Origin of the sequence: Bacillus alkalisoli (assembly GCF_002797415.1) — a bacterium.
Taxonomy (GTDB): Bacteria; Bacillota; Bacilli; order Bacillales; family Bacillaceae_I; genus Bacillus_CD; species Bacillus_CD alkalisoli.
On the sequence record NZ_KZ454944.1, the window covers coordinates 789677 to 815795 of the forward strand.

28 protein-coding genes, 1 pseudogene and 1 riboswitch are annotated in these 26119 nt (G+C 35.3%); of the genes and pseudogenes, 20 read left to right on the forward strand and 9 right to left on the reverse strand.

Annotated features, from left to right (window positions below):
• Positions 1-146 precede the first annotated feature (146 nt).
• The 9 genes from CDZ89_RS03705 (at position 147) to CDZ89_RS19535 (ending at position 8875) form a co-directional block, all read left to right on the forward strand.
• Complete coding sequence (locus tag CDZ89_RS03705; protein WP_096156767.1) at positions 147-659, forward strand: RNA polymerase sigma factor; 513 nt, start codon at positions 147-149, stop codon at positions 657-659.
• On the forward strand, positions 649-996 hold the full coding sequence (locus CDZ89_RS03710; RefSeq protein ID WP_157842674.1) for a hypothetical protein: 348 nt from the start codon (positions 649-651) through the stop codon (positions 994-996). The genes CDZ89_RS03705 and CDZ89_RS03710 overlap by 11 nt, the downstream gene beginning before the upstream one ends.
• A gap of 29 nt (positions 997-1025) precedes the next feature.
• Positions 1026-1406, forward strand: coding sequence for a hypothetical protein (locus CDZ89_RS03715; protein ID WP_100333296.1), 381 nt, complete (start codon positions 1026-1028; stop codon positions 1404-1406).
• A gap of 111 nt (positions 1407-1517) precedes the next feature.
• Positions 1518-2891 (forward strand): bifunctional metallophosphatase/5'-nucleotidase, encoded by a 1374-nt coding sequence (locus CDZ89_RS03720; protein ID WP_096156769.1) that lies wholly within the window; start codon positions 1518-1520, stop codon positions 2889-2891.
• A gap of 68 nt (positions 2892-2959) precedes the next feature.
• On the forward strand, positions 2960-3262 hold the full coding sequence (locus tag CDZ89_RS03725) for a YunC family protein (RefSeq protein WP_096156770.1): 303 nt from the start codon (positions 2960-2962) through the stop codon (positions 3260-3262).
• A 213-nt stretch (positions 3263-3475) separates the two neighbouring features.
• Positions 3476-4579, forward strand: a complete 1104-nt coding sequence (locus tag CDZ89_RS03730) for an HD-GYP domain-containing protein (RefSeq protein ID WP_096156771.1) — start codon at positions 3476-3478, stop codon at positions 4577-4579.
• Between the two features lie 244 nt (positions 4580-4823).
• Positions 4824-5012, forward strand: a riboswitch (Lysine riboswitch).
• 140 nt (positions 5013-5152) lie between these two features.
• Entirely contained in the window at positions 5153-6715 is a 1563-nt protein-coding gene (locus tag CDZ89_RS03735) for a Na+/H+ antiporter NhaC family protein (RefSeq protein WP_096156772.1), read from the forward strand.
• A gap of 511 nt (positions 6716-7226) precedes the next feature.
• Positions 7227-8762, forward strand: coding sequence for a sodium-dependent transporter (locus tag CDZ89_RS03740; RefSeq protein WP_096156773.1), 1536 nt, complete (start codon positions 7227-7229; stop codon positions 8760-8762).
• On the forward strand, positions 8762-8875 hold the full coding sequence (locus CDZ89_RS19535) for a methionine/alanine import family NSS transporter small subunit (protein ID WP_141395247.1): 114 nt from the start codon (positions 8762-8764) through the stop codon (positions 8873-8875). The genes CDZ89_RS03740 and CDZ89_RS19535 overlap by 1 nt, the downstream gene beginning before the upstream one ends.
• Before the next feature lie 86 nt (positions 8876-8961).
• On the opposite strand, the gene CDZ89_RS03745 is transcribed toward CDZ89_RS19535, so the two are convergent.
• Positions 8962-9912, reverse strand: a complete 951-nt coding sequence (locus CDZ89_RS03745; protein ID WP_227521568.1) for a M23 family metallopeptidase — start codon at positions 9910-9912, stop codon at positions 8962-8964.
• Between the two features lie 294 nt (positions 9913-10206).
• Between CDZ89_RS03745 and lipA the strand changes: the two genes are divergently transcribed.
• Entirely contained in the window at positions 10207-11103 is an 897-nt protein-coding gene (gene lipA, locus CDZ89_RS03750; protein WP_096156775.1) for a lipoyl synthase, read from the forward strand.
• 51 nt (positions 11104-11154) lie between these two features.
• Here the strand turns inward: lipA and CDZ89_RS03755 are convergent, their stop codons facing one another.
• Entirely contained in the window at positions 11155-11835 is a 681-nt protein-coding gene (locus CDZ89_RS03755; RefSeq protein WP_100333297.1) for a YhcN/YlaJ family sporulation lipoprotein, read from the reverse strand.
• Between the two features lie 115 nt (positions 11836-11950).
• On the opposite strand from CDZ89_RS03755, the gene CDZ89_RS03760 reads away from it, so the two are divergent.
• Complete coding sequence (locus CDZ89_RS03760) at positions 11951-12286, forward strand: YutD family protein (RefSeq protein WP_100333298.1); 336 nt, start codon at positions 11951-11953, stop codon at positions 12284-12286.
• A 70-nt stretch (positions 12287-12356) separates the two neighbouring features.
• Here the strand turns inward: CDZ89_RS03760 and CDZ89_RS03765 are convergent, their stop codons facing one another.
• A complete protein-coding gene (locus tag CDZ89_RS03765; RefSeq protein WP_096156778.1) occupies positions 12357-12620 on the reverse strand; it encodes a cytosolic protein in 264 nt (87 codons plus the stop codon).
• A gap of 87 nt (positions 12621-12707) precedes the next feature.
• Entirely contained in the window at positions 12708-12974 is a 267-nt protein-coding gene (locus CDZ89_RS03770) for a DUF3055 domain-containing protein (protein ID WP_096156779.1), read from the reverse strand.
• 232 nt (positions 12975-13206) lie between these two features.
• Between CDZ89_RS03770 and CDZ89_RS03775 the strand changes: the two genes are divergently transcribed.
• From CDZ89_RS03775 to CDZ89_RS03785, 3 genes are all read left to right on the forward strand, one after another.
• Complete coding sequence (locus CDZ89_RS03775; RefSeq protein ID WP_096156780.1) at positions 13207-14511, forward strand: EAL domain-containing protein; 1305 nt, start codon at positions 13207-13209, stop codon at positions 14509-14511.
• Between the two features lie 23 nt (positions 14512-14534).
• Positions 14535-14972, forward strand: coding sequence for a DUF86 domain-containing protein (locus CDZ89_RS03780; RefSeq protein ID WP_100333299.1), 438 nt, complete (start codon positions 14535-14537; stop codon positions 14970-14972).
• Positions 14973-15071: 99 nt separating this feature from the next.
• Positions 15072-15842, forward strand: a complete 771-nt coding sequence (locus tag CDZ89_RS03785) for a TIGR01457 family HAD-type hydrolase (RefSeq protein WP_096156782.1) — start codon at positions 15072-15074, stop codon at positions 15840-15842.
• 293 nt (positions 15843-16135) lie between these two features.
• On the opposite strand, the gene CDZ89_RS03795 is transcribed toward CDZ89_RS03785, so the two are convergent.
• The gene (locus CDZ89_RS03795; protein WP_096156783.1) at positions 16136-16636 is read right to left on the reverse strand and encodes a phosphatidylglycerophosphatase A family protein; all 501 of its coding nucleotides are present in this window, start codon (positions 16634-16636) and stop codon (positions 16136-16138) included.
• A gap of 240 nt (positions 16637-16876) precedes the next feature.
• On the opposite strand from CDZ89_RS03795, the gene yutH reads away from it, so the two are divergent.
• Both yutH and CDZ89_RS03805 read left to right on the forward strand, forming a co-directional pair.
• Positions 16877-17881 (forward strand): spore coat putative kinase YutH, encoded by a 1005-nt coding sequence (yutH, locus tag CDZ89_RS03800; RefSeq protein ID WP_096156784.1) that lies wholly within the window; start codon positions 16877-16879, stop codon positions 17879-17881.
• A 235-nt stretch (positions 17882-18116) separates the two neighbouring features.
• Positions 18117-19085: a 2-hydroxyacid dehydrogenase gene (locus CDZ89_RS03805; protein WP_096156785.1), complete on the forward strand. Its 969-nt coding sequence runs from the start codon at positions 18117-18119 to the stop codon at positions 19083-19085.
• Positions 19086-19143: 58 nt separating this feature from the next.
• On the opposite strand, the pseudogene CDZ89_RS03810 reads toward CDZ89_RS03805, so the two are convergent.
• A pseudogene (locus CDZ89_RS03810) lies at positions 19144-19374 on the reverse strand (NifU family protein); the annotation flags it as partial.
• Between the two features lie 426 nt (positions 19375-19800).
• Between CDZ89_RS03810 and CDZ89_RS03815 the strand changes: the two are divergent.
• On the forward strand, positions 19801-20124 hold the full coding sequence (locus CDZ89_RS03815) for a YuzD family protein (protein ID WP_096156787.1): 324 nt from the start codon (positions 19801-19803) through the stop codon (positions 20122-20124).
• A 43-nt stretch (positions 20125-20167) separates the two neighbouring features.
• Here CDZ89_RS03815 and CDZ89_RS03820 read toward each other — a convergent pair whose 3' ends face one another.
• Positions 20168-21238 (reverse strand): NAD(P)/FAD-dependent oxidoreductase, encoded by a 1071-nt coding sequence (locus tag CDZ89_RS03820; protein WP_096156788.1) that lies wholly within the window; start codon positions 21236-21238, stop codon positions 20168-20170.
• A 255-nt stretch (positions 21239-21493) separates the two neighbouring features.
• Between CDZ89_RS03820 and CDZ89_RS03825 the strand changes: the two genes are divergently transcribed.
• Positions 21494-21730, forward strand: coding sequence for a YuzB family protein (locus tag CDZ89_RS03825; RefSeq protein WP_096156789.1), 237 nt, complete (start codon positions 21494-21496; stop codon positions 21728-21730).
• A 62-nt stretch (positions 21731-21792) separates the two neighbouring features.
• On the opposite strand, the gene CDZ89_RS03830 is transcribed toward CDZ89_RS03825, so the two are convergent.
• Positions 21793-22491, reverse strand: a complete 699-nt coding sequence (locus CDZ89_RS03830) for a DUF2225 domain-containing protein (RefSeq protein WP_100333301.1) — start codon at positions 22489-22491, stop codon at positions 21793-21795.
• A 340-nt stretch (positions 22492-22831) separates the two neighbouring features.
• Between CDZ89_RS03830 and CDZ89_RS03835 the strand changes: the two genes are divergently transcribed.
• Both CDZ89_RS03835 and CDZ89_RS03840 read left to right on the forward strand, forming a co-directional pair.
• Positions 22832-24064, forward strand: a complete 1233-nt coding sequence (locus CDZ89_RS03835; protein WP_100334258.1) for a NupC/NupG family nucleoside CNT transporter — start codon at positions 22832-22834, stop codon at positions 24062-24064.
• Between the two features lie 345 nt (positions 24065-24409).
• Positions 24410-24772 (forward strand): HesB/IscA family protein, encoded by a 363-nt coding sequence (locus tag CDZ89_RS03840; protein WP_096156791.1) that lies wholly within the window; start codon positions 24410-24412, stop codon positions 24770-24772.
• A 588-nt stretch (positions 24773-25360) separates the two neighbouring features.
• Here the strand turns inward: CDZ89_RS03840 and CDZ89_RS03850 are convergent.
• Positions 25361-25915 (reverse strand): hypothetical protein, encoded by a 555-nt coding sequence (locus tag CDZ89_RS03850; RefSeq protein ID WP_096156793.1) that lies wholly within the window; start codon positions 25913-25915, stop codon positions 25361-25363.
• Positions 25916-26119: the final 204 nt, after the last annotated feature.

A 26119-nucleotide genomic window follows, 5' to 3' on the forward strand; every position in this document is an offset into this window, starting at 1 on the left:
ATATAAAACTTTAATTTTATGAAAGAATAGGTTTAATATTCGTTTTTCGTTTAATAATTGTACATTATGAAACTCACTCATGTAAAAAACTTTTAAGGAACTTCTAAGGTATTATTAGTGAAATGAATAAAAAGAGGTGAAACCTAGTGGAACGAGAATGGATTATTCAATTTAAAAATGGCGATTCTCATGCATTTAAAAAACTATATGACCTATATGCAGAAGATGCAATCAGATATGCCATGTCCATTACAAAAAACAGCCACAACGCAAAAGACGTTGTTCAAGAAGCGTTTATACGAGTTTATCGAAACATAGACTCGTTTGATATAGATCGAAATTTTAAAACTTGGCTTTTCACCATATTAACTAATGAATGCTATCGTTACTTAAAGAAAGAATCCGAAAACATAAAGCTTGTCGATAACAACATTCCAACTAGCGTCCAACAAGAATCAGAAGACTTTATGTATTTACATGAAGCATTAGAAAACTTAGATGCCATTAATAAAACACCAATTATATTAAAATATTTAAACGGTTTCTCAGAAAAAGAAATCGCTAGCATGCTTAACTTAAATTTAAACACAGTCAAGTCACGATTATTTAAAGGTAGAGAAAAGCTAAAACGGTTAATTGGGAGTGATTATGTTGGCTAAAAAAAATCTAGATGATGAAATTCACAATGTATTAAAAAATTCAACAGAAGAAGCAGTAAAAATGAAAGACGATATATGGAATGAAATTGAGAAAAAAACAATTGCTCTAGAAAAAAATAAGAGAAAAGTGAAAAAATGGAGGAAAGTTAGCTTTTTTGCTAGTATAGCAGCATCTATCGGTTTAATATATGTTCTTGCAACCCCAACAGGACATGCCTTAATGTCTAACATAAAAGACCTGCTAGTTCCAGAAAAAACGATTACAGAACAACTAGAAGGAACAGATGAAAAGGTTGATTATTCACTAGATATTAAAGAAACCAAAGTGATCGATTAGCGGATTATGCCATTTATATTGACGAAGAAATGTATACAGTAACAAACGAACAAGACAACAAAATAATAGCAGCAAAAACACAATCTACTGAAAATTCTTATCCCGAAGTATTTATGGAAATTAGACAATCAGAGAAAAGTTTAGAAGAGATACTTACGGAAATTCAAACTATAGTACAAAAAGAATATGCAATCATAAAAGAACAAGCAATCGTTCATACTCCAATATCTGCAACGCTATTCGAAGCAAGACAAGGAGATGAATGGAACGATGAAGTTGTTCGATTCTACATCTTCCCAAATGAAAAAGGTGGTACATTTATTATAAAACAACAGTTTTTCTTTGAAGCATATGAAGGTCACGGAGTTAGAATGGATAACATGTTAAAAACATTTGAATTAATAAACTAACCTAAAAGCACCACTGCTTTTAGGTTTTTTCTATATAAACCTATACATATACTACAGAAATATTTTACAATGCTTAATATAGAATATTGAACTGAAAAAAGGAGCGAGCAAATGAAGCAGTTCCGCATACTTCACACGAATGATATACATAGTTACTTTGAGACATATCCAAAACTAGCGACATTCTTAGAAAAACAACAAGATACTATTCCGACTCGATTAATGGATATTGGTGACAATATGGACCGTTTTCATCCAATAACAGAAGCAACTAGTGGAAAAATAAACACGCTCATGCTAAACAAATTAGGCTATGATTACGTGACGTTCGGAAACAATGAAGGAATTACTTTAGATTATAATGCTCTTTCCGAATTGTATGACTCAGCTACTTTCCAAGTGCTAGCCGCAAACCTATATGAAAAAGATAAAAAAAGGCCGGATTGGCTCTCACCATATGTAATTGAAAATATAAATGGTATGAATATAGGATTTATTGGCGTTACGGTCTATTATAAGCTTTTCTATGATTTGCTTGGGTGGTACATTATAGACCCGTTCGAAGCAATGGAATCTTGTTTACAAAACATAAAAGATAAAACAGATGCCATCATTGTGTTATCTCATCTTGGTATTTCCGATGATGAACAACTTGCAAGCAGATTTCCAGAAATAGATGTCATTTTAGGTGGTCACACTCATCACGTATTACCAGAAGGAAAGATGATAGGAAATACGCTACTTTGTGGCGCAGGAAAACATGGAGCTTATATTGGAGAGGTAAACATAGCAATAGAAGGCAATCAAATTCATAAATCATGTCTTTTACATTCATTAAATGATGTTGATTCTAACAAGGAGCTAGAACAAGAAATTAACGACGCCTACAACCTAGCGAAGAAATCTCTAAGTGAGCCAATTGTCCATATTAGCTACCCATTAATAAGCAGATGGTTTGAGCAGTCACCATTAGCCTCTACGCTTGCCGAAGCATTAAAGGAGTGGTGTAGGGCTGATATAGGAATGGTCAACAACGGAGTTATTCTAAACAACTTAGAAGCTGGGGTAATTTCTGCTGAACAAATTCATCGAATATGTCCCCACCCTATTAATCCTTGTAAAGTGGAGTTAAAAGGGGAAGAATTAAGAGAAATTATACTAGAAGCAAACAAAGAAGAACATGAACAAATTCGTGTAAAAGGACTAGGATTTCGCGGAGAAGTGATGGGGAAAATGTCTTTTTCTAATTTGGAAATTATTTATGGACAAAACAAAGATGGAGTAAAAATAATAAAAGAAATCTTAGTCGCTAACGTACCACTAAAACTAGCTGAAACTTATAGTGTTGGAACAATTGATATGTTCACGTTCGGCAAATGGTTCCCAACCATTAAAAGAGCAAAAAAACAATTCTACATGCCCGAATTGCTCAGAGATGTACTTACTTGGAAACTAAAAAAGCTAACAAAAGAAATGTGCAAATGACTAATAATCATTACACGAATTCTACGCCCCCTTCATAAAGTATTAATGGAAGGGAGTGAGCATTATCCATGGTCGAAATGAAACCAATTATCATAAATGGAGAACAGTTTACTGCTGTAATCGTTAAGTTACCTAAAACGAACTTTATGGCAGTAACTGCAGAAAAAGGCTATATAATGTGCGGTGCCCTCGATGTTGCATTATTGAATGAAAAATTAAAGGATCGTGGGATTATTGCTGGAAGAGCAGTTGGCGTTCGAACAATCGAGCAGTTGCTTGAAGCCCCGTTAGAATCTGTCACGATAGAAGCAGAAAACAGAGGGATTCATGTTGGAATGCCAGGTAAAGAAGCACTATTAAAAATGCTTTAACAAGTATTGGGCCGTGCTACCTTTTATGCGGCCTTTCATATTTTTGTGTTGTAAACGTAAAAATTATTCTATATTTACTTATAAAATTGTATAAATATAGTTATTTAGGAATAATTCGTGTTTTTTTGCAAAAAAACCATGAAATATTCTTTTTTTTATATATAATGAAGGTAAATAATCAAAAATTTTGTCGAGAGATAGATAGGAGAAATCATGAGATTATTACATACTAAATCATTGAAGCCAGGAATGAAGCTTGCTAAATCCATTTATAACGAAAGTGGAAGAATCTTGCTTAAAAGCGGAATTCCACTAACAGATAGAATGATTTCACGTCTAATCCAACTAAAAGTAACTTTTGTTTATTTAGAAGATGCGAGAACGAATGATATTATTATTCCATCCATGGTATCAGACCGTGTTAAAACAGAGGCATTACAAACAATAACTGAAACGTTCGAAGCATTTAAAGGTGAGAAACTTAGTAAGTGGTTTATAATGGACCAATCTACCAAACAATTAAAAGATTTAATACAACTACTACTTTCTGATATGAAGGGGAATAATGAAGTTTCTACTTTATTAACAGATGTATTTGTTCATGATAACTATGTATTTACCCATTCATTAAATGTAACCATATATGCACTTTCTATCGGCTTAAAACTTGGCTTGCCTCAAAAAGACTTAGAGATATTAGGTCTAGGTGGGATATTACATGATGTTGGCAAAATGCTAGTACCTTTAGAAGTACTGAATAAACCTGGAAAACTTACGAGTGAAGAATTTGTGGAAATGAAAAGCCATACAACAAAAGGCTTTGATTTAATCCGAAAAATGCATACGGTGCCACTTCTTGTTGCACATTGTGCTTTCCAACACCACGAACGATTAAATGGTAGTGGATATCCTAGAGGCATTAAAGAAAAAGACATACACTTATTTGGCAAAATTTTAGCTGTAGCAGATGTGTTTGATGCAGTTACTTCTCATCGAGTATATCGTGATGCAATGTTACCTCATGAAGGGTTAGAGATTTTATATGGAGGATCAGGTTCTCTATATGATCCAGCCATCATTGATGCATTCAGAAAATCAGTAGCCATTTATCCGTATGGCTTAGCGGTTGAACTTAGTGATAATCGTAAAGCAATTGTCATTGGACAGAACAAAGAGATGACAGAACGCCCAATTTTACGTGTAATAGAAGAAAATGGAAACGAATTAGAAACTCCATATGATATAAACCTTAAAGAGCAACTAGATGTAACAATTGTTAAGTGTAACGATAAAGAGAGTATAGCGGCAGTTAGCTAATACTAGAAAGAACATATTTTTACGGTTGTACTAGTAGAATCAATATGTTATATTTTTTAATGAATCAATTTTATAATTACGGTTCGTTTAGTGAAAAATGAATGTTTTACTATTATACGGAGCTATTTATTTGTTTTTAAAGGTGTTCTTAATAAAAATACGCTGTAATTATTCGTTTTTCGTATAGTAGTAATACATTATGAAACGGACTCAAATAATAAAATTTAATATTGACCTTATCATACAATGAGGTAGAGGTTGCATAGCATAAGAGTAAACTACTGGAGGGTGACTCCTGTGATAGTAGTAGAAAGGATGCTTTGCCGAAGTAAAAAAAGCCGTCATGCTTTTTTTGCTGGGGTTATCTTGAATAAAGATAACACTGTCATTATGACTAGAGCGAACGGGTTCATAATGGAGGGCTACTGATCGGATGGAATATAACATACATTACAAGTAGACGTAATGATAGTTATCTTCTATCATTACGTCTTTTTATGTTCAAAAGCCCTCTTTTTTTGTAGCCGGTTTGCGTTAGTCAGCAACCAAAACAAATTTAGGGGGTTTTTTCTTATGGAAGGAACAATTTTTTCATTAATTCCTCCAGTGTTAGCCATTATAATGGTTATCCTGACGAGGCGTGTACTTATTTCACTTGGAGCCGGTATCGTTGCTGCAGCATTGTTGCTAGCAGACTTTAATCCAATTGAAATGGCGACGATTATTTTTAACGCAGTATTAGCTATTTTCTATTCAGTTAACGATAAAGCAATTGAAACTTGGTATGTTTACATTCTATTATTCTTAATTATTTTAGGTATTATTACGGCATTTATTTCTATATTAGGTGGAAGTCGTGCATTCGGCGAGTGGGCATTAGATCGTGTGAAGACGAGAAGAGGTTCTAAATTTTTAACTGCTATTTTAGGAATTGTCATTTTTATCGATGATTATTTTAATGCGCTTGCAGTTGGGCAAATTAGTCGTCCTTTAACAGATCGTCACAAAGTTTCTAGAGCAAAATTAGCCTATTTAATTGACTCTACATCAGCACCAATTTGTGTTGTTTCGCCAATTTCTAGTTGGGGTGCGTACATTATTGGTATTATCGGTGGTATTTTAGTAACACATAATGTAGCAAACATGTCGGCATTAAGTGCATTTATTCAAATGATTCCAATGAACTTATATGTGCTTTCTGCTTTATTAATGGTGTTTTTAGTAAGTTACTTCAATGTAAATATTGGAGCAATGAAAACGCATGAAGCTCGTGCGATGGAAAAAGGTCAATTATTCGATCCGGAAAAAGAAGTGCCAGGTCAATTATCGGAAGACTTACCGTCTAGCACGAAAGGCTCTATCGGAAACTTAGTATGGCCGATTGTATCGTTAGTAGTTGGTGTAGTGTCTGCAATGTTATGGACTGGTTACTCGGCTTTAGATGGCGATGTAACGCTATTAGCGATTTTTGAAGAAACAGATCCTTCTGCAGCTTTATTATATGGTGGAATCTTTGCGTTAATTGTCACGGTTGCGTTGTTCTTCCGTCAAGTGAAGAGTGGAGATGTTAGCAGTTCTGTATTTACAAAAGGCTTAGCGGCTGGTGCAAAATCCATGCTACCTGCCATCTATATTTTATTATTTGCATGGACGATTACAAGTTTAATTGATGCGTTAGAAACAGGAGTATATTTAGCGGATGTGGTTGAAAAATCGAATATGAACATCGCTTGGTTACCTGTTATTGTATTTATCATTGCAGGATTTACAGCATTTGCAACTGGAACTTCATGGGGAACTTTTGCTTTGCTTTTACCAATCGGTGGCCAAATTGCTGCAGCTACGAACATTGAGTTATTATTACCTGTGTTAGCAGCGGTTTTAGCTGGAGCGGTATTTGGTGATCATTGTTCACCAATTTCAGATACAACCATTCTTTCTTCCACAGGGGCAAACTGTAATCACATTGACCATGTGTTAACGCAACTGCCTTACGCTTTAATTAGTGCAGGTGTAGCGTCTTTAGGATTTATCGCATTAGGTCTGACTGGTAGCACATTAGTAGGCTTACTAGTGATAGTTGTAAGTTTTGTAATAGTCGGGTTTGTATTTAGAGGAATGAAAGCAGCAACATAATTTAAAAGGTTATATCTAAGAAGTTTAAGATGATTACGACATAAAGTGCCGGTTGTGTGGCCGACTCCTGCGGGAGAGGGCAGGCTGGTGAGACCCCACAGAGCCCTTGGGCTCGAGGAGGCTCACCGCCTCCCCCGCGGAAAGCGGCCACACAACCGGCACGACTTTTTTATTCAAAAAGGTTGTTTTAGAAAGTTCTTTCTGGACAACCTTTTTTCTGTTATTGGACGGTTAATATTTTAAAATAATTAATGAATGGAATATTAATAGTTTACATTCTGTTATTAGCATCTGGTCATAAATACTATTAAATATTGAAATAATACCATTTAAAATAAATAAAAAAATTGCTTTGACATAGTCATAAAGTCTAGTTATACTATGTATAAATTATATTGAATAATCAGAAAAAATAAAAGATTCGCATTCTTTTCGTTGCTACGAAATAGTCTTTATACATATATCATTTTTTCTAGCAGAAGGATAAGAGGCGAACGAGGAGGAAAAAGGTATGGAAAACCGTCCGCAATGGGGGACAAGGGCAGGGTTTATATTCGCTGCAGTAGGTTCAGCAATTGGTTTAGGTAACATTTGGCGTTTTCCGGCAGTAGCGTATGATAATGGTGGAGGAGCGTTCTTCTTACCATACTTATTCGCACTTTTAACTGCAGGTATACCACTATTAATTTTAGAATTTACGATGGGGCATAAATATAGAGGGTCAGCGCCACTATCGTATGCAAGAATGAATAAAAAGTATGAATGGATCGGTTGGTGGCAAGTTGGTATCGCATTTGTTATTTCCGTGTACTATGCGGCCATCATCGCATGGGCGATGTCCTACTCTGTATTCTCTTTCAATTTAAGTTGGGGAGAAAAAACACAAGATTTCTTATTCGGAGACTACTTACAGTTAGTAAACCCTGGTGAAGTAGGAAGTATCGTTCCAGGTGTTTTCATTCCTCTACTAATTGTTTGGGCAGTAACGTTAGGTGTTTTATTCAAAGGGATTAAACGTGGAGTTGAGTTAGCTAACAGAATCTTTATTCCTACATTAGTAGTTCTGTTTCTAATCATTGTTGTTCGAGCTCTAACTCTAGAAGGTGCTGTTGATGGTTTGAATGCATTCTTTAAACCTGATTGGAGCTCCATCACCGATGGAAAAGTTTGGGTAGCAGCATACGGTCAAATTTTCTTCAGTTTATCTATCGCATTTGCTATTATGATTACTTATTCAAGTTATTTACCGAAGAAATCGGATATTACGAATAATGCATTCATTACTGGATTTAGTAACTCCTCGTTTGAGTTATTAGCTGGTATTGGTGTATTCAGTATCTTAGGCTTCTTAGCATTTACACAAGGTTCAGCTGTTGCTGATGTAGTAAAGGCTGGTCCAGTGTTAGCGTTCGCAGTATTCCCTACAATAATTAATGAATTACCTGCATTAAATCAGTTATTCGGATTCTTATTCTTCGGATCGTTAGTTCTGGCAGGATTGTCTTCTTTAATCTCTATCGTTGAAACGTACGTTGCTGGTGTACAAGACAAATTCAATATTTCTCGTACGAAAGCAGTATTATACGGTGGTGGTTTAGCGGGGGTATTTTCTATCCTAATCGCAACTCAAGGCGGACTATGGTTCCTAGATGTAATGGATTATTTCATTAATAGCTTTGGTGTAGCGCTTGCTGGTTTAATACAAATTATTGTGGTTGTATACTTTGCAAAAGAATTAACTAACCTACAAAACCATGCAAATTCCGTTTCAGACATCAAACTAGATGGAATTCTAGGCATATGGTGGAAAGCTTCATTAGCCATTATTACGCCACTTGTGTTAGGTTTTATGATGATCCAAAGCCTTGTCGATAACATTAAAAATGTATACGGTGCAGACGATGGTGTTACAAGATTATTTACAATTGGATTTGGTTGGTCTGTAGCAATCGCTGTGATTGTATTAGGTTTCGTTCTTTCTAAGTTGAGATGGTCAAAAGAAACAATCGAAGTACCAACATCCTCTTCAAAGGAGGTTTCTAAATAATGGAATTAAGTGCGATTGTAATGATGGTAATCGGGATAACGATCATTTGGGGCGGTTTAGGTGCTAGCATATGGTGGGCACTTAAAAAAGCAAAAGAAAATGCAACTTCGTAAAAATTAAAGCAAAAGCCGAACGATATTTTCGTTCGGTTTTTGCTTGTTTTAGGATAGGGGCCAGGCACCACCCGAACTTTGACGAATTATCTTCTTCTTCGTTCAGCGCGTTCCCATTGCTTTAAATGAGGATATGGGTCAAACGACCACTCAGTATACCCGTTGTCTTTGTACATACCATAATGCAAGTGTGGTGGGAACTTCCCAGCTGTACCTGGAGGACCATAACCAGAACTTCCTACTGAACCGATAATTTGTCCTGGTTCCACTATTTGCCCGACTGCTAAATCTTTTGCGAAACCATTTAGGTGTGCGAAATAATGATACGTATTGTTCACATCTCTAATTCCTATCCTCCAACCACCAAACTTGTTCCATCCTTTTGTTTCAATTACTCCGTAACTAGTTGAACGAACGGGAACACCGTATCCAGCAAAAATATCTGTTCCTTCATGCATACGCCTGCCGCCCCAACCACGAGCATCGCCCCATGTATTCCTATAACTAAAGTTCGCACGAATTGGAACTGGAAATGCATGCTTATCTAACTTTAACGTTTGAAAGTTTTTATAAATCTTTACATAACCCATTATTAACCCGACGGTCTTATCTCTTTGATAATAATCCCATAGTCCAATTTTAATATTATCTTTGTCCATGCCATATGACTGTAGAAAGGTTGCAATGGTGTAAAGAACATCTTCATCATTTGTCGAATCAGCTATCCCGTCACCATTGCCGTCTTTACCTAACCCACCGAACAGTTGAATAGTTGTTGGATTAGTATCTTGGGGATTAGGATTTGCCGGACCAGCCCAACGTTCAGGTTTTATGTAAATACCGACAATGCCAGTAAGCTTCGGGATATCTCTACGCACTCTTCGAATATTGCGTTCGTATTGGTCTACACCTGCGAAGTAATACCAAGGTATTTGTGTGACTGCCTCCATTTTATAATACAGCTCTAACCGTTTTTGATATATCTCATCATCAGATAATGGTTTCTCAGCTGCAAAAGAAGGGCTAGGAAGAATCATTGATAAAAGTAATAAACAAAGTAGACCTTTTTTTATCATCGTAAATCTCCTTTCGAAATATTACCGCTCTAAGTTAAAAGTAAATTGTCAGTAACTTTCTTGTTTATAGTTTGTGGTGAAATAGAAATTTAATAAATACTAAATGATGGAAGTAACTTTACAGTAATGTTTTGGACTTGTTTCTTATGCTGATGTTTGGTAAAGTGACAAAAGAGAAATAGTAGTTTTCCCATGTGGAATGATTTTAAAAATAGAAATTTCTGGAGTTAATTATTAAAAGTTGGAGTTGATAGTATGGCAAAGAAAGAAGAATACATACGTAAACCAGACTGGTTAAAAATAAAGCTTAATACAAACGAGAATTATACTGACCTAAAGAAATTAATGCGAGAAAATAACTTACACACAGTATGTGAAGAAGCAAAATGCCCAAACATTCATGAATGTTGGGCTGTTAGAAGAACTGCAACATTTATGATCCTTGGAGCTGTTTGTACACGAGCATGTCGTTTCTGTGCAGTAAAAACAGGACTACCAACTGAACTTGATTTAGCAGAACCGGAAAGAGTGGCAGAATCTGTACGCCTAATGAATTTAAAACATGCTGTTATTACTGCTGTAGCGCGTGATGACTTAAAAGACGGTGGAGCAAAAGTATTCGCAGAAACGGTTCGTGCCGTTCGCAGAGAAAACCCATTCACTACAATTGAAGTATTACCGTCTGACATGGGTGGCGTGTATGAGAACTTGAAGATGTTAATGGATGCTCGTCCAGATATTTTAAACCACAACATTGAAACGGTACGTTCATTAACTCCGAGAGTACGTGCACGTGCAACATATGACCGTTCACTTGAGTTTTTAAAGCGTGCAAAAGAAATGCAACCAGACATCCCAACTAAATCAAGCTTAATGATCGGTCTTGGGGAAACGAAGGAAGAAATTATCCAAGTAATGGATGACTTACGTGCTAACGATGTAGATATAATGACAATTGGCCAATATTTACAACCTTCTAAAAAACACATAAAAGTACAAAAGTACTATCACCCTGACGAGTTTGAAGAGTTACGTCAAATTGCGATGTCTAAAGGATTCAGCCACGTTCAATCAGGACCTTTAGTAAGGTCTTCTTACCACGCAGATGAACAAGTTAACGAAGCAGCAAAAGCTAGACAAGCTAATGCATAGTAGACAGAAAGAGGCCGTTCAAAGAACGAGCCTCTTTTACCGTTTATTTTTTTAGCGATTTTGTTTTTCTCTTCTTCCATACTCATCATGCATTGTATCTTCATTTAATTCATTTAAGCCTTCCCCATTCGCATTTTCCCCATCGTTAAGCTTTTTACCTTGAGGAGATTTTAACATATGGCGAATGGTTGGTTCTAATATTCTTTCTACATTTGGGCTACTAGTATTTAACAAACCAAACCCTTCTATCTCTTTCATCATCATCGGATCATCCGATACATACACGTGGTAGTAACGAGGAACGATGGATAAAGCAGATTTACTAACTTGATCTGCCGTTAATTCACGACTGTCGCTATTTGTTTCATATGCAATTAAAACTTGTTCATCCGTTACTAATGTTGCAACGTCTTGAACGTGTGGTATTTGTACCACCATTTTACTAATAGCATTCGCAATTTCTTCGTAATCCATTGTAGCTCTTACATCAAACCCTTGGTGGTTTGGAATAGGGTTTTTTTGCTCACGTACAAAGCCGTATTGATTTGCATTTGACCCATTTTGGTTACGTTCATTATACAAATCGTTTCTGTCATATACGTTTAATGTGGAATCACCGTGAAGCATATTATCGTGACGAACTTGTCTTTCTTGTGGTGACATATCAGCTTGACATGCAGTTGATAGTAGTGTAAACCCACATAAACCTAACAATGCAAGTGATTTTCGCATTGATTACACCTCCTCATTTATTAGAATGACCTTTTTCTTTTATTTTTGTCATAGAAATTGATGGAGAATGGTCTATAATGTAAATAAGAACAAGTTTGGAATTGGAGGCAATAAAATGATCTGTGTTGGAAATTATTGTTATGAAATAATAGAAGAACATCGAGAAGCTTTTAACGAAGAAGCATTTAAAAATAGATACGTGGAATTATTAAATAAATACGATTACCTTGTTGGTGACTGGGGTTATCAACAATTACGATTAAAAGGCTTCTTTGAGGACACGAATCCGAAATCAACTCATGATACAAAAATAAGCACGCTTCCTGATTACATATATGAGTATTGTAATTTCGGCTGTCCATATTTTGTCATGAAAAAAGTGAAAAAGCCGCAGCCGGAGATTAGTCCGAGTCCGACAACAAATGTTTCAGATCCAGTTGAGAAACAATAGATAAATCTTTAGAATGATAAAGAACTACTAAGGGAGGGATAATTAAACTTACCGCCTTAGTAGTTTTTTGTTATTCCTTTTCGTCGTGAATTGGATGGGCACCTGGATGTTGTCTTGGCAAATCATCATGTAATTCTTTGTTTACGTAATTAAAAGCACTATAGTATCGTTGATCTTCACGCCAAGGAGTGGTCTTATTTTCAACAGGTGTATCTTTTCCCCTTGGAGCACCATATGGACCTTCTGGCGTAATTTCTGGTGTTACATAATTATGCATTGCTTCCACGTTAGAAAAGTCATGATACTCTTCTTTATCACGATTTTTATCCTTCATCTTTACACACCTCACTATGTTTTTTTTAGCTTTTGTAAAAAAAGAAAAACCATTCAACGTAATAATTGAATGGTTTAGCGGTTTTAATTAAACTACTTCACGTAATAATGATCTTAATTCTTCTGCTTCTTCTTCATTTAATTGATAAGCATGCTCAATGTATCCTGGCTCATCTAAATCATCATGACCAATTATTGCAAATCTGTTACTCTGAATGTCCAATACAATGGACTTTCCGTAATAACGATCTGTTCTCATTATTGCTAAATCAAAACGATTATTTTCGCCCATAAAACTACAAAATCTTGTTTTCGTATCCACTGTATCATCATATAAGAAAAAACGTTCTGCCATTAAAAGAAACCTCCTAAATAAGTTAAAGCTAGTGTGACTTTTTATCTTTCTTTCGTCTATCCTTTTATAGTATAACAAAAGGTGAGTAGAAAAAATGAATTAATTGATTTCCTTGTAGAAAAAGAAAGAATACTTTCTGTTATAAAACCGGTTAATATGGTAGAATATTCATATCAATTCACTGAATAAAAGAAATATACATAAATCACCAAACGTAGAGGGGAGTACATACATGGGGAGTCATTGGGAAGGCCATAAAAATAGAGATAGAAACACTTTCCAAAATTGGTTAAAGTTACTACTACCAACAAAATCACTTCGTTATTACCCTTCCATATATGTTCTTAGAAATCCTATTGAACAATCGATAAGAAAAACGATGAAACAAGGTTTTGATATTGCGGTGATCGCTTTTTACATACCGAACAAAACTCAAATCGGGGAGCAAATTGGACAAGAACAATGTAACATAAACAAAGAAAAAATAAAAAACCTCGTTAAGCAGAAAGTAATTAAGCATATAGGGGACGACCACATTGTTTGCCTATTAGATCAGTATAGTGATACTTTATCATTAATTGTCAAACTAGAGTCAAGTAAAGCTTGTTCAGTACAATTTGATAATAAGATTAAAGAAATGATTACCGACCTGCAATGGGATATGCTAAAAGACCATACAATGTCAAAGCTAAATGCTAGCTATGGTTTTGTATTCCTAAATTTAAAGGAACAGTCAGTAGAAGAGTCTTTACGAACTGCTTATCAATATGCAGTAGAAATGGCTGAAAAAAGAGAAGCGAGTGATTATAACAATTTACTTTTCGATATAAATGCCATAATCGCTTCTAAACAAATATCGCTACTCGCTCAACCCATTATGGAAGTGTCTAACGGTAAAATTAAAGCTTGGGAATTTCTAACAAGAGGTCCAAAAAACTCTATGATGGAAAGTCCATTAAAACTTTTTTCCGTTGCTAAACAAACAAACAAGTTATTTGCTTTGGAAATGTTAATACTAGAAAAAGCCTTCCAATTAATTAAAGAAGCCAAATGTAAAGAACGGGTTTTTCTTAATTTCACCCCAACTTCGTTGAATAATATTAATTTAATGGGGGAAGTACAACGTTTATTAAGCAAATACCCAGCCATTACTCCGAATAATATAGTCATTGAGGTAACGGAGCAGGATTCCATTGACGGTTTGGTAAACTTTGAGCAAAATATAAAAGAGTTAAGAAAGTTTGGTTTTAAAATTGCTGTAGATGACACGGGTGCAGGCTATGCAAGCTTACATACTATTAGCAAAATAATGCCAGATATTATAAAAATTGATCGATCTGTTATAAAAGATATTGATTCCAATCGGGTGAAAGAAACGATGCTACAAGGATTACTATTAATCGCCAAAGAAACAAACTCGCTTGTTGTCGCAGAAGGAATCGAAAGAAGAGAAGAGGTTCAAGTATTAACTAGAAATAAGGTTGATCTTGCACAAGGTTATTTTTATGCAAAACCTCACATTTTACCTTCTCATTAAACATCAAAGGGGGAACATTCAACATGTATTTTGTAGACCGTGAAAAAATAGAGCGTACATTAGTCTATTTAGAAGAGAACATCGAATTATTTCAGACTCACGAGAAATACGAAACAAATTTAGAAAAAAAAGCATTAGAAAGAATAGCTATCTCTATCATTGAAGGATTATTAGATGTTGGTAATGCAATGATAGATGGATTTATCATGAGAGACCCAGGTAGCTATGAAGACATCATTGACATTTTACTAGATGAAAAAGTTGTCAATAAAGAACAAGAAGAAAAACTAAAACAATTGATCCGTTTACGTAAAGTATTAGTTCAAGACTATTTAGAAATTGAACATACTGGGTTAGAAGCTACTGTTAGAGAAAATATAGATGTTGTAATGACTTTTTGCGAATCTGTTAGGTCATACTTAACGAATGAACTTGGTCCGGTCACAGCATTCAAAAATTAATTAGAAAACGCTTTCTTATAGAGAAGGCGTTTTTCTTATTGTTTTTAAATTCACAATGGGTAACAATAATAAAAGAGTAAAAAATGGAGAGTGAAACATTTGAAAAAGTATAATGGTTATTTAATTGATCTAGACGGTACAATGTACCGAGGAAAAGAAAAAATAGAAGAGGCAAGCGATTTCGTTAAAGTATTAGTTGAAAAAGGTATTCCCTACTTATTCGTTACTAACAACTCGTCAAGAACGCCAGCACAAGTAGCGGAGAAATTACGTAACTTTCTTATTCCTACTACTGATGAACAAGTATTTACTACTAGTAATGCTACGGCAAACTACATTTATGATTGGAACCCAAATGCGAAAGTATATGTAATTGGAGAGGAAGGAATACGTACGGCGCTAATGGAAAAAGGGTTTGAAATCGTGGATGAAAATGCAGACGTAGTCGTTTCTGGCATTGATCGTACTATTACATATGAAAAATTAGCATTAGGAGCTATTAACATTAGAAATGGAGCACGATTTATATCAACAAATGGTGATATAGCTATACCGACTGAACGGGGACTACTACCAGGAAACGGCTCTCTAACTTCTGTTTTAACTGTTTCAACGGAAACAGAGCCAACATTCATTGGGAAGCCTGAAAAAATTATTATGGAACAAGCTTTAAAAGTACTAGGTGTCCCACGTGAAGAAGTGTTAATGGTAGGCGATAACTATCAGACAGACATTAAAGCGGGGTTTAATGCAGGTTTAGATACTCTGTTAGTTCACACTGGTGTTACAACAAAGGAACATTTAACAACGTATGACACTCAACCAACTTATACTGTACATTCGTTAGAAGAATGGATAAAGAATATTTAAAAAGACTTTGAGGTTGGAACAATTAGATATTAGTGGCCGATGAAGTTCATTCTGCCCAAGAAAAAAAGAAAAAGTGAACTTGATAAGGTCGATGAAGTTCATTTTGCTCAAGAAAAAAAGAAAGAATGAACTTGATAAGGCCGATGAAGTTCATTCTTCCAAAGAAAATATAAGAAAATGAACTTGATAAGTCAGATGAAGTCCACAGAAAAAACAAAAAAATGAACTTCATCAAAAAAATGAAGTTCATTCTAAACTGCTTATCATAAATTAAGCTAGCCTTCCTAAAAATATCACTCCGTATTCGCTGCGCGATGCGCTAAACGGCTAGATGCAGCGGCTGCGATTGCTCCTACAATATCATCAAGGAAAGTGTGACATTTACCAGTGTCTTTGTCATTTAACGTTGCTAAAATTCCAGGCTTTTGTTTATCGATATAGCCATAGTTTGTAAATCCGATTGAACCATACACATTTACGATAGAAAGAGCTAAAACTTCATCCACCCCATATAATCCTTCATCGTCTTGTAAAATACGGAGTAGCGGTTCTTGTAATTGACCTTGTTCTGCAAGAATGTCTAACTCGATCCCTGTAAGAACTGTGTTTTGTACTTCGCGTTTAGATAAAACTCTATCCACATTTTCCAAGCATTCAGACATTTCTAAAGCTGGATGGTATTTAGATTGTAAATAATATACTAAATCAGCGATATCGTTTAACGTAACGCCACGTTCTTCTAATAACTTTCTTGCCTTTCTTTCCACTTCATCCATTTTTTCAAATTGTTTCATAAGTCTCACCTGTCTTTTTCTATTGTATTTATTCCTAACTTATTCTACAAAACCATCGAGAAATCCTGCATTTTAGACTATTTGTCACGATAAAACCTTGTCTCCCCATATGTTTTACCATTTGAGATGAACTATGCTTATTATCTACGTTTTACTTAAATACCCTAAAAACAATCTTCTTAACAAGTTTTTACGAAGAATCTCATATATATGTGATAAGTGAAGGAGGCGGAGGGTATTTTGAAACAAGCAATTTATGAACATTACAACTTGCGAATGGAACGTAAGACAAAGTTTCGCCATTACGATGCATTTTGGGCAAATCGAGTTTTATATATTATGGTGCCTCTAGGGTATATGGATAAAGAAGAATTAGAAGAACTACAACAACTAAGTGACTATATGTTAAGACAGCATCAAGATATTTATGTCTGTTCTCTCGTGAAAAATAAAAACGGTGAATATACAACGGAAATAGAAGAAACAACTTATGGGTTGTTTCGAATACCTTATGTTGAAACAAGGACAGAGTTGCCAATTGGATCGGAGTTGGCAAAATTCCACCAAAAAGCGCGCGCATTTCCGAAAAAAATAGAGGCAATGAATAGGATTGGCCAATGGAAATCATTATGGGAAAAGCGTATTGATCAAATGGAAAGCTTTTACTATGAAATGGTAAGGAATCATCCTGTAGACTATTTTGATAAACTTTTTGTAGAGTCTTTTCCTTATTACTTAGGTTTAACCGAGAATGCAATCCAGTATTTAGTAGATACTGAATTAGATGATCAGCCAATGATGAATGATGCAGCAACCATTTGTCACCATCGCTTTTCCCAAAGCACATGGCTACAAAATCAACAATACGCTAAGTTACCTCTAGACTGGGTGTTTGACCATGCAAGTAGAGATATTTCAGAATACATTAGGTCTGAATGTGTTTATTCGAATTCGTACGATCAAGCAAAAATACATCAATTTACTCGTGATTACGAGAGAGTGGCACCACTTTCCACTTTTTCATGGAGGTTAACGTACTCAAGACTTATCTTTCCAGTATATTACTTAGAATGTATTGAAAATTATTATACGAGTTCTGCTCGAACAGATAAAAAATGGCACGAAGACAGATTAACTGAAGTATTAAACTTCTCCACAACATACGAGCATTTACTGAAAAGCTTTTACGATACAGCAGCGGTTCCTGTGAGGAATTACAAAATACCAACTCTAGAGTGGGTATAAGTGTTGAGACATCTGCCCCTTATAATTTATGTGCTAAAATGATAATGAGTGAATCAACTTCATAATTACGGTACGTTTAGTGAAAAACGAATGTTCAGTTCAATATGATTAGATAACGTTCGATATAAAGCGGTTTTTTATACCAATGAATAGGTTTTAATGTTCGTTTTTCGTATAGTAATTGTACATTATTAAACTCACTCGAGTGAATAAGTTTAAAGGGGTCATTGTGTTAATGGAAAAATATAAAGTCTTTATTACGAGAAAGTTACCAGATAATATTGTTAGTATGCTTGAACATGTAGCTCAAGTAAAAATGTGGGAGCATGATGATATCCCTGTACCGTACGAGGTGTTAAAGAAAGAATCGGAAACTAGTGATGCATTGTTAACGATGCTATCAGATAGAGTAGATAAAGAGCTATTAACTTCATCTAAAAAACTTAAAATTGTCGCTAACTTAGCAGTAGGATATGACAACATTGACCTTGTTACAGCGCAGGAGTTAGGCATAACCATTTGTAATACTCCTGACATATTAACGGACACGACAGCAGACTTAACATTTTCTTTATTACTTGCAACAGCAAGACGAATTGTAGAAGCTAATGAATATGTGAAAAGTGGAAAATGGCAAAGTTGGAGTCCATTTTTGCTAGCGGGTAGTGATGTACATCATAAAACGATCGGAATTGTTGGTATGGGGGATATCGGAGAAGCAGTTGCGAAAAGGGCAACTGGATTCGATATGAACATCTTATATTACAACCGTAATCGTAAAATAGAAGCGGAACAAAAACTAGGTGCCCAATATAAATCGTTTGAAGACCTTCTGAAGGAATCAGACTTCGTTGTTTGTTTGACTCCATTGACTAATGAGACAAGGCAAATGTTTGGGAAAGAACAATTCGGACTGATGAAAAAGAGTGCCATTTTTGTAAACGTTGGCAGAGGACAAACGGTTGATGAACAGGCTCTAATTGAAGCATTAGAAACAGGTAGTATAGCAGGGGCAGGGCTTGATGTATTTTACGAAGAGCCTATATCTGCTGAACATCCTTTGTTAGCTTTCCCTCAAGTGACAGCTATTCCTCATATCGGTAGCGCAAGTGTAGAGACCCGCAGTGCAATGATTGCATTATGCTGTGAAAACATAAAAGCTGTATTAGAGGGTAAAAAAGTGAATAGTGTTTTGCCAAAATAAAAAAAAGCCAGTTTGCTCGAATGTAGCAAACTGGCCTTACCTTTTTGTTGAATGTTAATTAGAATACTTGCTCTACTTCCACAATGCCTGGTACTTCTTCTAATAATGCGCGCTCAATACCAGCTTTTAATGTGATCGTTGAACTTGGACAAGAACCACATGCACCTAAAAGACGTAATTTTACGATACCGTCTTCAATATCCACTAGCTCACAGTCTCCACCGTCACGTAGTAAGAATGGACGTAATTTATCTAAAACTTCCTGTACTTGTTCAATTAATTCTGTTTGATTCTCTGTAGACATAGCAAATCGCTCCTTTCAAATCTTCTTATCTTTATTATAATGGTTTTAAGTAAAAAAATCTATTGTAGAGGTCTAGGCTTTTTAAGGAATTTCCTTTTTGTTAGTAAATTAGCCCGCTCCTCTTGGCTACAGGCACCTACTTTCCGCGGGGAGCAACGTGGAAGGTTATTTTCACTAACGTGAAAAAACCTACTCCTCGGCTTCGACTGCGGGGTCTCCAGCTTTGCTCTACTTCCCGCAGGAGTCAGGTGCCTTCCGCTCCAATCCACTCAAGGATTTGAATTATAAAAAACAAACAAAAGTACCTTCCAACATACAAAAGTGATTCATCAGATTTATTATATGTAAAAGTAAGCGTTTTAAGGTAAAATTAAATTATTGGAAATGAGTGAGTAGAAGGGGTGTTTTGTAGTGCAACAAGTAGAGATTTGTGTGTATGGTGCGGAAGTTTTGTGTCCAAGCTGTGTGAATTTACCTTCATCAAAAGAAACGTATGAATGGCTTCAAGCAGCAGTGGCAAGAAAGTTTCCAAGCCAAGCGTTTCATATTAGTTATATAGATATTTTTAACCCAGTTACAGATGAAGAAAATAAAGTAGAATGGGCAAAACGTGTTATAGAAGAAGATATGTTTTATCCAGTAGTTGTCATCAATGATGAAATAGTCGGTGAAGGAAATCCGAAACTAAAAACGATTTATGCAGAAATGGAAAAGTACGGCTATTTAGCAGAATAATAAAAAAAGCATGCCAATATGATAGGCATGCTTTTCGTATCTATTAACCGTTATGGTACTTGTACATCCAAAGAACTCCAGATTTCAAAAGTCTCGCAACTCGACCCGTTAATGGACGTTCCGCAACTAAACCAAATCCGTGTTTCTTCCCTAAAGAACCAAGAACACCTTTTAATTTAATAGGTGGAAATTCAGATGGTGGTACTTGGCCAGCCCATCTCTTTACTAATACTTGAACAATTTGCTCCGCTTGACCTTCTGCCAATTGAGCACTTGGAGCATGAGGCAGGCTTGCACAGTCACCAACAACATATACATTTTCGAAATTAGGAATATTATGTTGTTTCGTTAATAAAACACGACCTTGATTATCTTTTTCAACATTTAAATCACGAACTACTTTAACTGGTTGAATACCAGCAGTCCATACAATAACATCACTATGAATAGGTTCATCATGATTGAAAAGTGTTTGAGGCTCAACACGAGTAATGTTAGAAGAGTTTATTACTTCTACACCATGTGTCTCGAACCAACCTTGAACATAATTACTTAATCTAGAAGGGAAGCTTGATAAAATAACGTTTCCACGATCAAATAATTTAATTTGTAAGTCCGGACGGCTTTCGCGAAGTTCACTTGCGATTTCTACACCACTTAACCCACCACCAACGATGCTTACTACTTTATTTGCCCCAAGTTCATTTAAAGCTTGATACGTTTTCCTTGAGTTGTTAATAGTTTGAATACTATAGGTATGTTCATCCGCACCTGGAACACCGTGATATTTATCTTCACAACCTAAACCAATAACAATATAATCGTATTCTAGCGTATCATCACTATCAGCAAAATATACTTTTTGTCCATCCATATCAATATTGGAGACTTCTCCATACTTTACAGTAAGTCTTTCATGTTCTGGAAGCGTAACTCGTACGTGATGGTCTGAAATCGTACCCGCAGCTAATGCATAAAATTCTGTTTTTAAACAGTGATAAGGAACTCTGTCTACTAAGATGATTTCCATATCGATTGGTAATTGATTAGGAAGTAAACGCTGTAATAAACGCATGCCACCGTAACCTGCTCCAAGCACAACAAGTTTTTTCATATGTGTAAACCCCTTTTGGAATGTTAGTAGTTAAAATCTGGTAATCTAGGAAAAATTATATAAATATAATCGTAATAATTATCAAATTGCGCTTTCATAACGAAAAATGTATAACACTATAACAAAAATACCAACTAAAAGTATATCGAAATTATGACAAAATAACAACATACTTTCTTAATTTGTTAAGGGTTAAATGATTGACGAATTATGGGAAAAAAGGTAGCATGAAGAGGCAATAGAGAGGTGAATAGCATGAAGCCAATTATCGAATTTTGTATAAGTAATTTAGCAAGTGGGGCTCAAAAAGCTAGAGAAATTTTAGAAAAAGACCCTAATTTAGATATAGTTGAATATGGATGCTTGGGATATTGTGGTAAATGTTTTAATTCAATGTATGTTCTAGTGAATGGAGATGTTGTATCTGGGAACACTCCAGAGGAACTAGTGGAAAATGTTTATCAATACCTAGAAGAAAATCCCATGTTTTAAAGAAAAAATCAGCTCAAAAATAAGAGCTGATTTTTTTATATTCCTAGGACTGGATTTACTGTTTACGACATAGCAGTTTTTTTGCTTTTTTGCATTTCCCTAATTTCGAACCATCGGTTGCTGGCATTTTCTACCATTCTAGTTTCAAATGTTCTGTTTTTATGTTGGACAACTAATGAGAAATATTTTATTGCTTGTTCGAAGTAACCTATTCTTGAATATAGTTCTCCTATAATATACAGCAACCGTAATTCGGACAAATCTTTCCCGATATAATCTCCCACTGAATAAGAATCTTTGTATTGCTCTAGTGCTAGCTTCATAAATCGCTTTTCTTGTAATTCATCTACAAGCAAAGTTCTATAGATCCAAGCTAATCTTAAATATAGTCCTGCTATAACAATTGGAGTTTCTTTTTTTAATAGACCAGTGTAAATGGCTAATTTATAAGTATTAATGGCTAAATCAACTGTTCTTTTTTCTCCATAACTCTTTCCGTGCCAATGTTTCCAAATCTTCGTTTCAATTTGATCTTTTGTTCCAGGCTTAAAATAATTCGAGAATTCTTCAGAAGAAGCATAACCACAAGTAGGGCATACATTTACATAGTACAAAAGAGGATTTGTATCAACGGATTCGTAGTGAGTACAAAAGTCACTGTCATGTGAAATAGATTTTATAAATTTAGAACGAACTTTTTTTGATATATGTTTTTTATCACAAATAGGACATGTGAAATTTTTATCATATAGATGGTTCATAAGTAACAACCTTTCTGTTGCTTTATAGTTTTCATATACCTTAAGAACTACCTTACTAACATTTTAGGGTAAAAAGAACTATTTGTCACTTAATATTTACGGAATTATCCATAAAGTAAAGAAGCTATACGAAATAAATGAATACATGCTTTCCCTCATTTTGGGTATTTTACAAATAGATTCATTTGTCTCGAGTAAAAGAGGATGTATGAAATTTACAAGAAGAAAATACTTTTAAACGCTTTCATTTTGTTGTAAAGTGTTACTTGTATTCGTTTGATGTCAGACAACATACAACATCCAGTTATTACAAAATTAACAGTAGAGGTGACATTTCATGATGAACGTCCTTTGGGGAATATTAGGTATTGTTTCGATTTTTGCTATTGCTTTTCTTTTGTCTGAAAATAAAAGTAAGATAAAGCCTCGAACGATACTAGGTGGTTTAGCAATTCAATTATTATTTGCTTATATTGTTTTATATTCAACTTTAGGAAGAAAAGCCTTTCTATGGCTAACTGAAAAAGTACAGCATATCATTGACTATGCATACGAGGGAATTGGGTTCTTATTCGGTCCTGTCCTTGGTGCACCTTCTGATACAACTGGCTTTATTTTTGCTTTTCACGTACTAACCATTATTATTTTCTTCTCATCTTTAATATCTGTTTTATACTACTTAGGAATTATGCAGTGGGTTATTCGTTTATTAGGTGGAGGATTATCAAAACTTCTTGGAACAAGCAGAACGGAGTCCTTATCTGCTTCTGCAAATATCTTCGTTGGTCAAACGGAGGCTCCGCTAGTTATTCGACCATATATTAAAACAATGACAAAATCTGAATTGTTTGCAGTTATGGTTGGTGGACTTGCTTCGGTTGCCGGTTCTGTATTATTCGGGTATGCGGCATTAGGTGTACCACTTGAGTACTTATTAGCAGCTAGTTTCATGGCGGCACCAGGTGGATTAATTATGGCTAAAATGTTAATCCCAGAAACAGACACACCAGTTAATCCTACAAAAGAAGAATTAGATGAAGGAGAAGATGAAAAGCCTACCAATATTATTGATGCGGCAGCTCGTGGAGCATCAGATGGGTTAAAGCTTGCGTTAAATGTAGGGGCAATGTTATTAGCGTTCATCGCATTAATTTCTCTTATTAACGGAATTTTAGGCGGATTAGGTGGAGCAGTTGGATTCAGTCAGCTATCTCTAGACTTCATCTTAGGGTACTTATTTGCACCGATTGCATTTGTCATAGGAATACCGTGGAGTGAAGCAGTAGCAGCTGGTAACTTAATTGGTCAAAAATTAGTATTAAACGAGTTTGTTGCATACTCTACTTTCTCTACACAAATTGATATGTTTAATGAAAAATCTGTTGCAATCATCTCGTTCGCTCTTTGTGGATTTGCGAACCTTTCATCCTTAGCCATCCTACTAGGTGGTTTAGGTGGACTTGCTCCATCACGTCGTCCTGATATCGCAAAATTAGGCTTCAGAGCAATCTTAGCTGGAACATTAGCAAACCTACTAAGCGCCGCGATTGCCGGCATGTTCATCTTTTTCTAAACAAACTAAAATTACACCAATGTTAAAAGTGCCTGGCACCTTTAACATTGGTGTAATCATTCAGTCATTTTTGTAAAAAAAGAGGTTGAAGATAAGGTTGTGTTACCAATCTTATCTTCAACCTCTTTTGCTTACATATTAACCAATTGTGTAAGCATATAGTTAAAACGGGGGATATTTATAGTTTGTCCACATTTCTATGTATTATACGTGTTGTATGAATAAACATGTCACTTTTATTTGAAAATGCATACAATAATAGTAAGAATCCAGTATTCAATCTTTGAGTTATTCTATCCCTATTAGTATAATGAAAATAGTAGAATCTTTCAGGGGGTGAAAGAAATGGAGCAAGTTATTAAAATTACGGAAGCTGCTGCGTTCCAAATTAAAGATATGATGAAAGAACATGGAAGCGAAGATGTGTTTCTACGTGTTGCTGTTAAAGGTGGCGGTTGCACAGGTTTATCATATGGTATGGGTTTTGAAGAGGATAAAGGCGAAACAGATATAGAAGAGGTACATCATGAAATTACAGTATTAATTGACGATGAGAGCAAACCTATCTTAAGAGGTGTTGTTATAGATTTTAAACAATCGTTAATGGGTGGAGGCTTTACAATCGATAATCCGAATGCAATCGCTTCGTGTGGATGTGGATCATCTTTCAAAACTGCTACAAATGCAGGGGCACCAGAAGATTGTTAATAAAAGGTCTGGGAACAAAAAGTCGATAGATTTGATACCTCCCACGATCATTTTCACCAAAGAAAAACACAAAAATGATTATGGAGAGGGCTCCCACGATCATTTTCACCAAAGAAAAATACAAAAAGGAATATGGAGAGGTCTCCCACGATCATTTTCCCCAAAGAAAAACACAAAAATGATTATGAAGAGGTCTCCCACGATCATTTTCACCAACGAAAAACACAAAAATGATTATGGAGAGATCACCCACGATCATTTTCACCAAAGAAAAATACAAAAAGGAATATGGAGAGGTCTCCCACGATCATTTTCCCCAAAGAAAAACACAAAAATGATTATGAAGAGGTCTCCCACGATCATTTTCACCAACGAAAAACACAAAAATGATTATGGAGAGATCACCCACGATCATTTTCACCAAAGAAAAACACGAAAATGATTATGGAGAGGACTCCCACGATCATTTTCATCAAAGAAAAAGACAAAATGAACAGTATATTTGTATTAAAGAGTTTGTAGTATAACTATTAAATGTAAGAAGGTAAATATCATAGCCTATTATTTTTTCGACCGATCCGCTTTGTATTATTCTTTGTTTCTCTTTCTTCTAAAAAGGAATACTCCCCCAGTTAAAATTACTATTAAGCCAAAACCGTATACCATCACTTCATCGTTATTTAATGTGGACATTGCTTGATTCTTTTCTACTTCTTTTGAAGGAACATAGCCTTCACCTAGAATCGTTAAGTCTTCTTGTGCATCTTGTAACAAGGTCGTGCGAGAGCATAAATTTACATTATATTTTCCATCCTCTTGTTTCATTCCATATACAATGTACTCTTTATCCGTTTCAAAATTAACTCCACAGCTTGCCGAGTCCCAAGACGTTGTTATCCATACTTCCTTATGCTCTACTTCTTTCCATGCTTTTGACACTTCCATTTTCACCAAGTATTCCATAGAGTCGTTTGGATTTTTCTTTTTTCCAATTACTTTACCAGCAAAAACAGCATCATAGCGCTCAAATTCTGTTGCTGGATCTTCATTTGGCATACAAGAACAAGCAGAACCGCTAGCAGAGAAGGAGAAGGCTCCGATTAAGAAAATCATAAACGCGAAGCAAATTTTAAGTAACTTCATTGTCACTACACCTTTCGTGTGGGGTTTGATGTTGCTAAATGTTTAGACGTAATGGTAGATGGAAAGTTGCAGTATAAAAAACAGCCAACTCACTAAGAGTTGACTGTTTTAATCTATTTTTCAGGCTCTGTTAAAGACCACAGTTGATTTCCGCACAAGTCTCCGCTTTCCGCGGGCGTGGCTGGAGCCTCCTCGGCTTCGCCT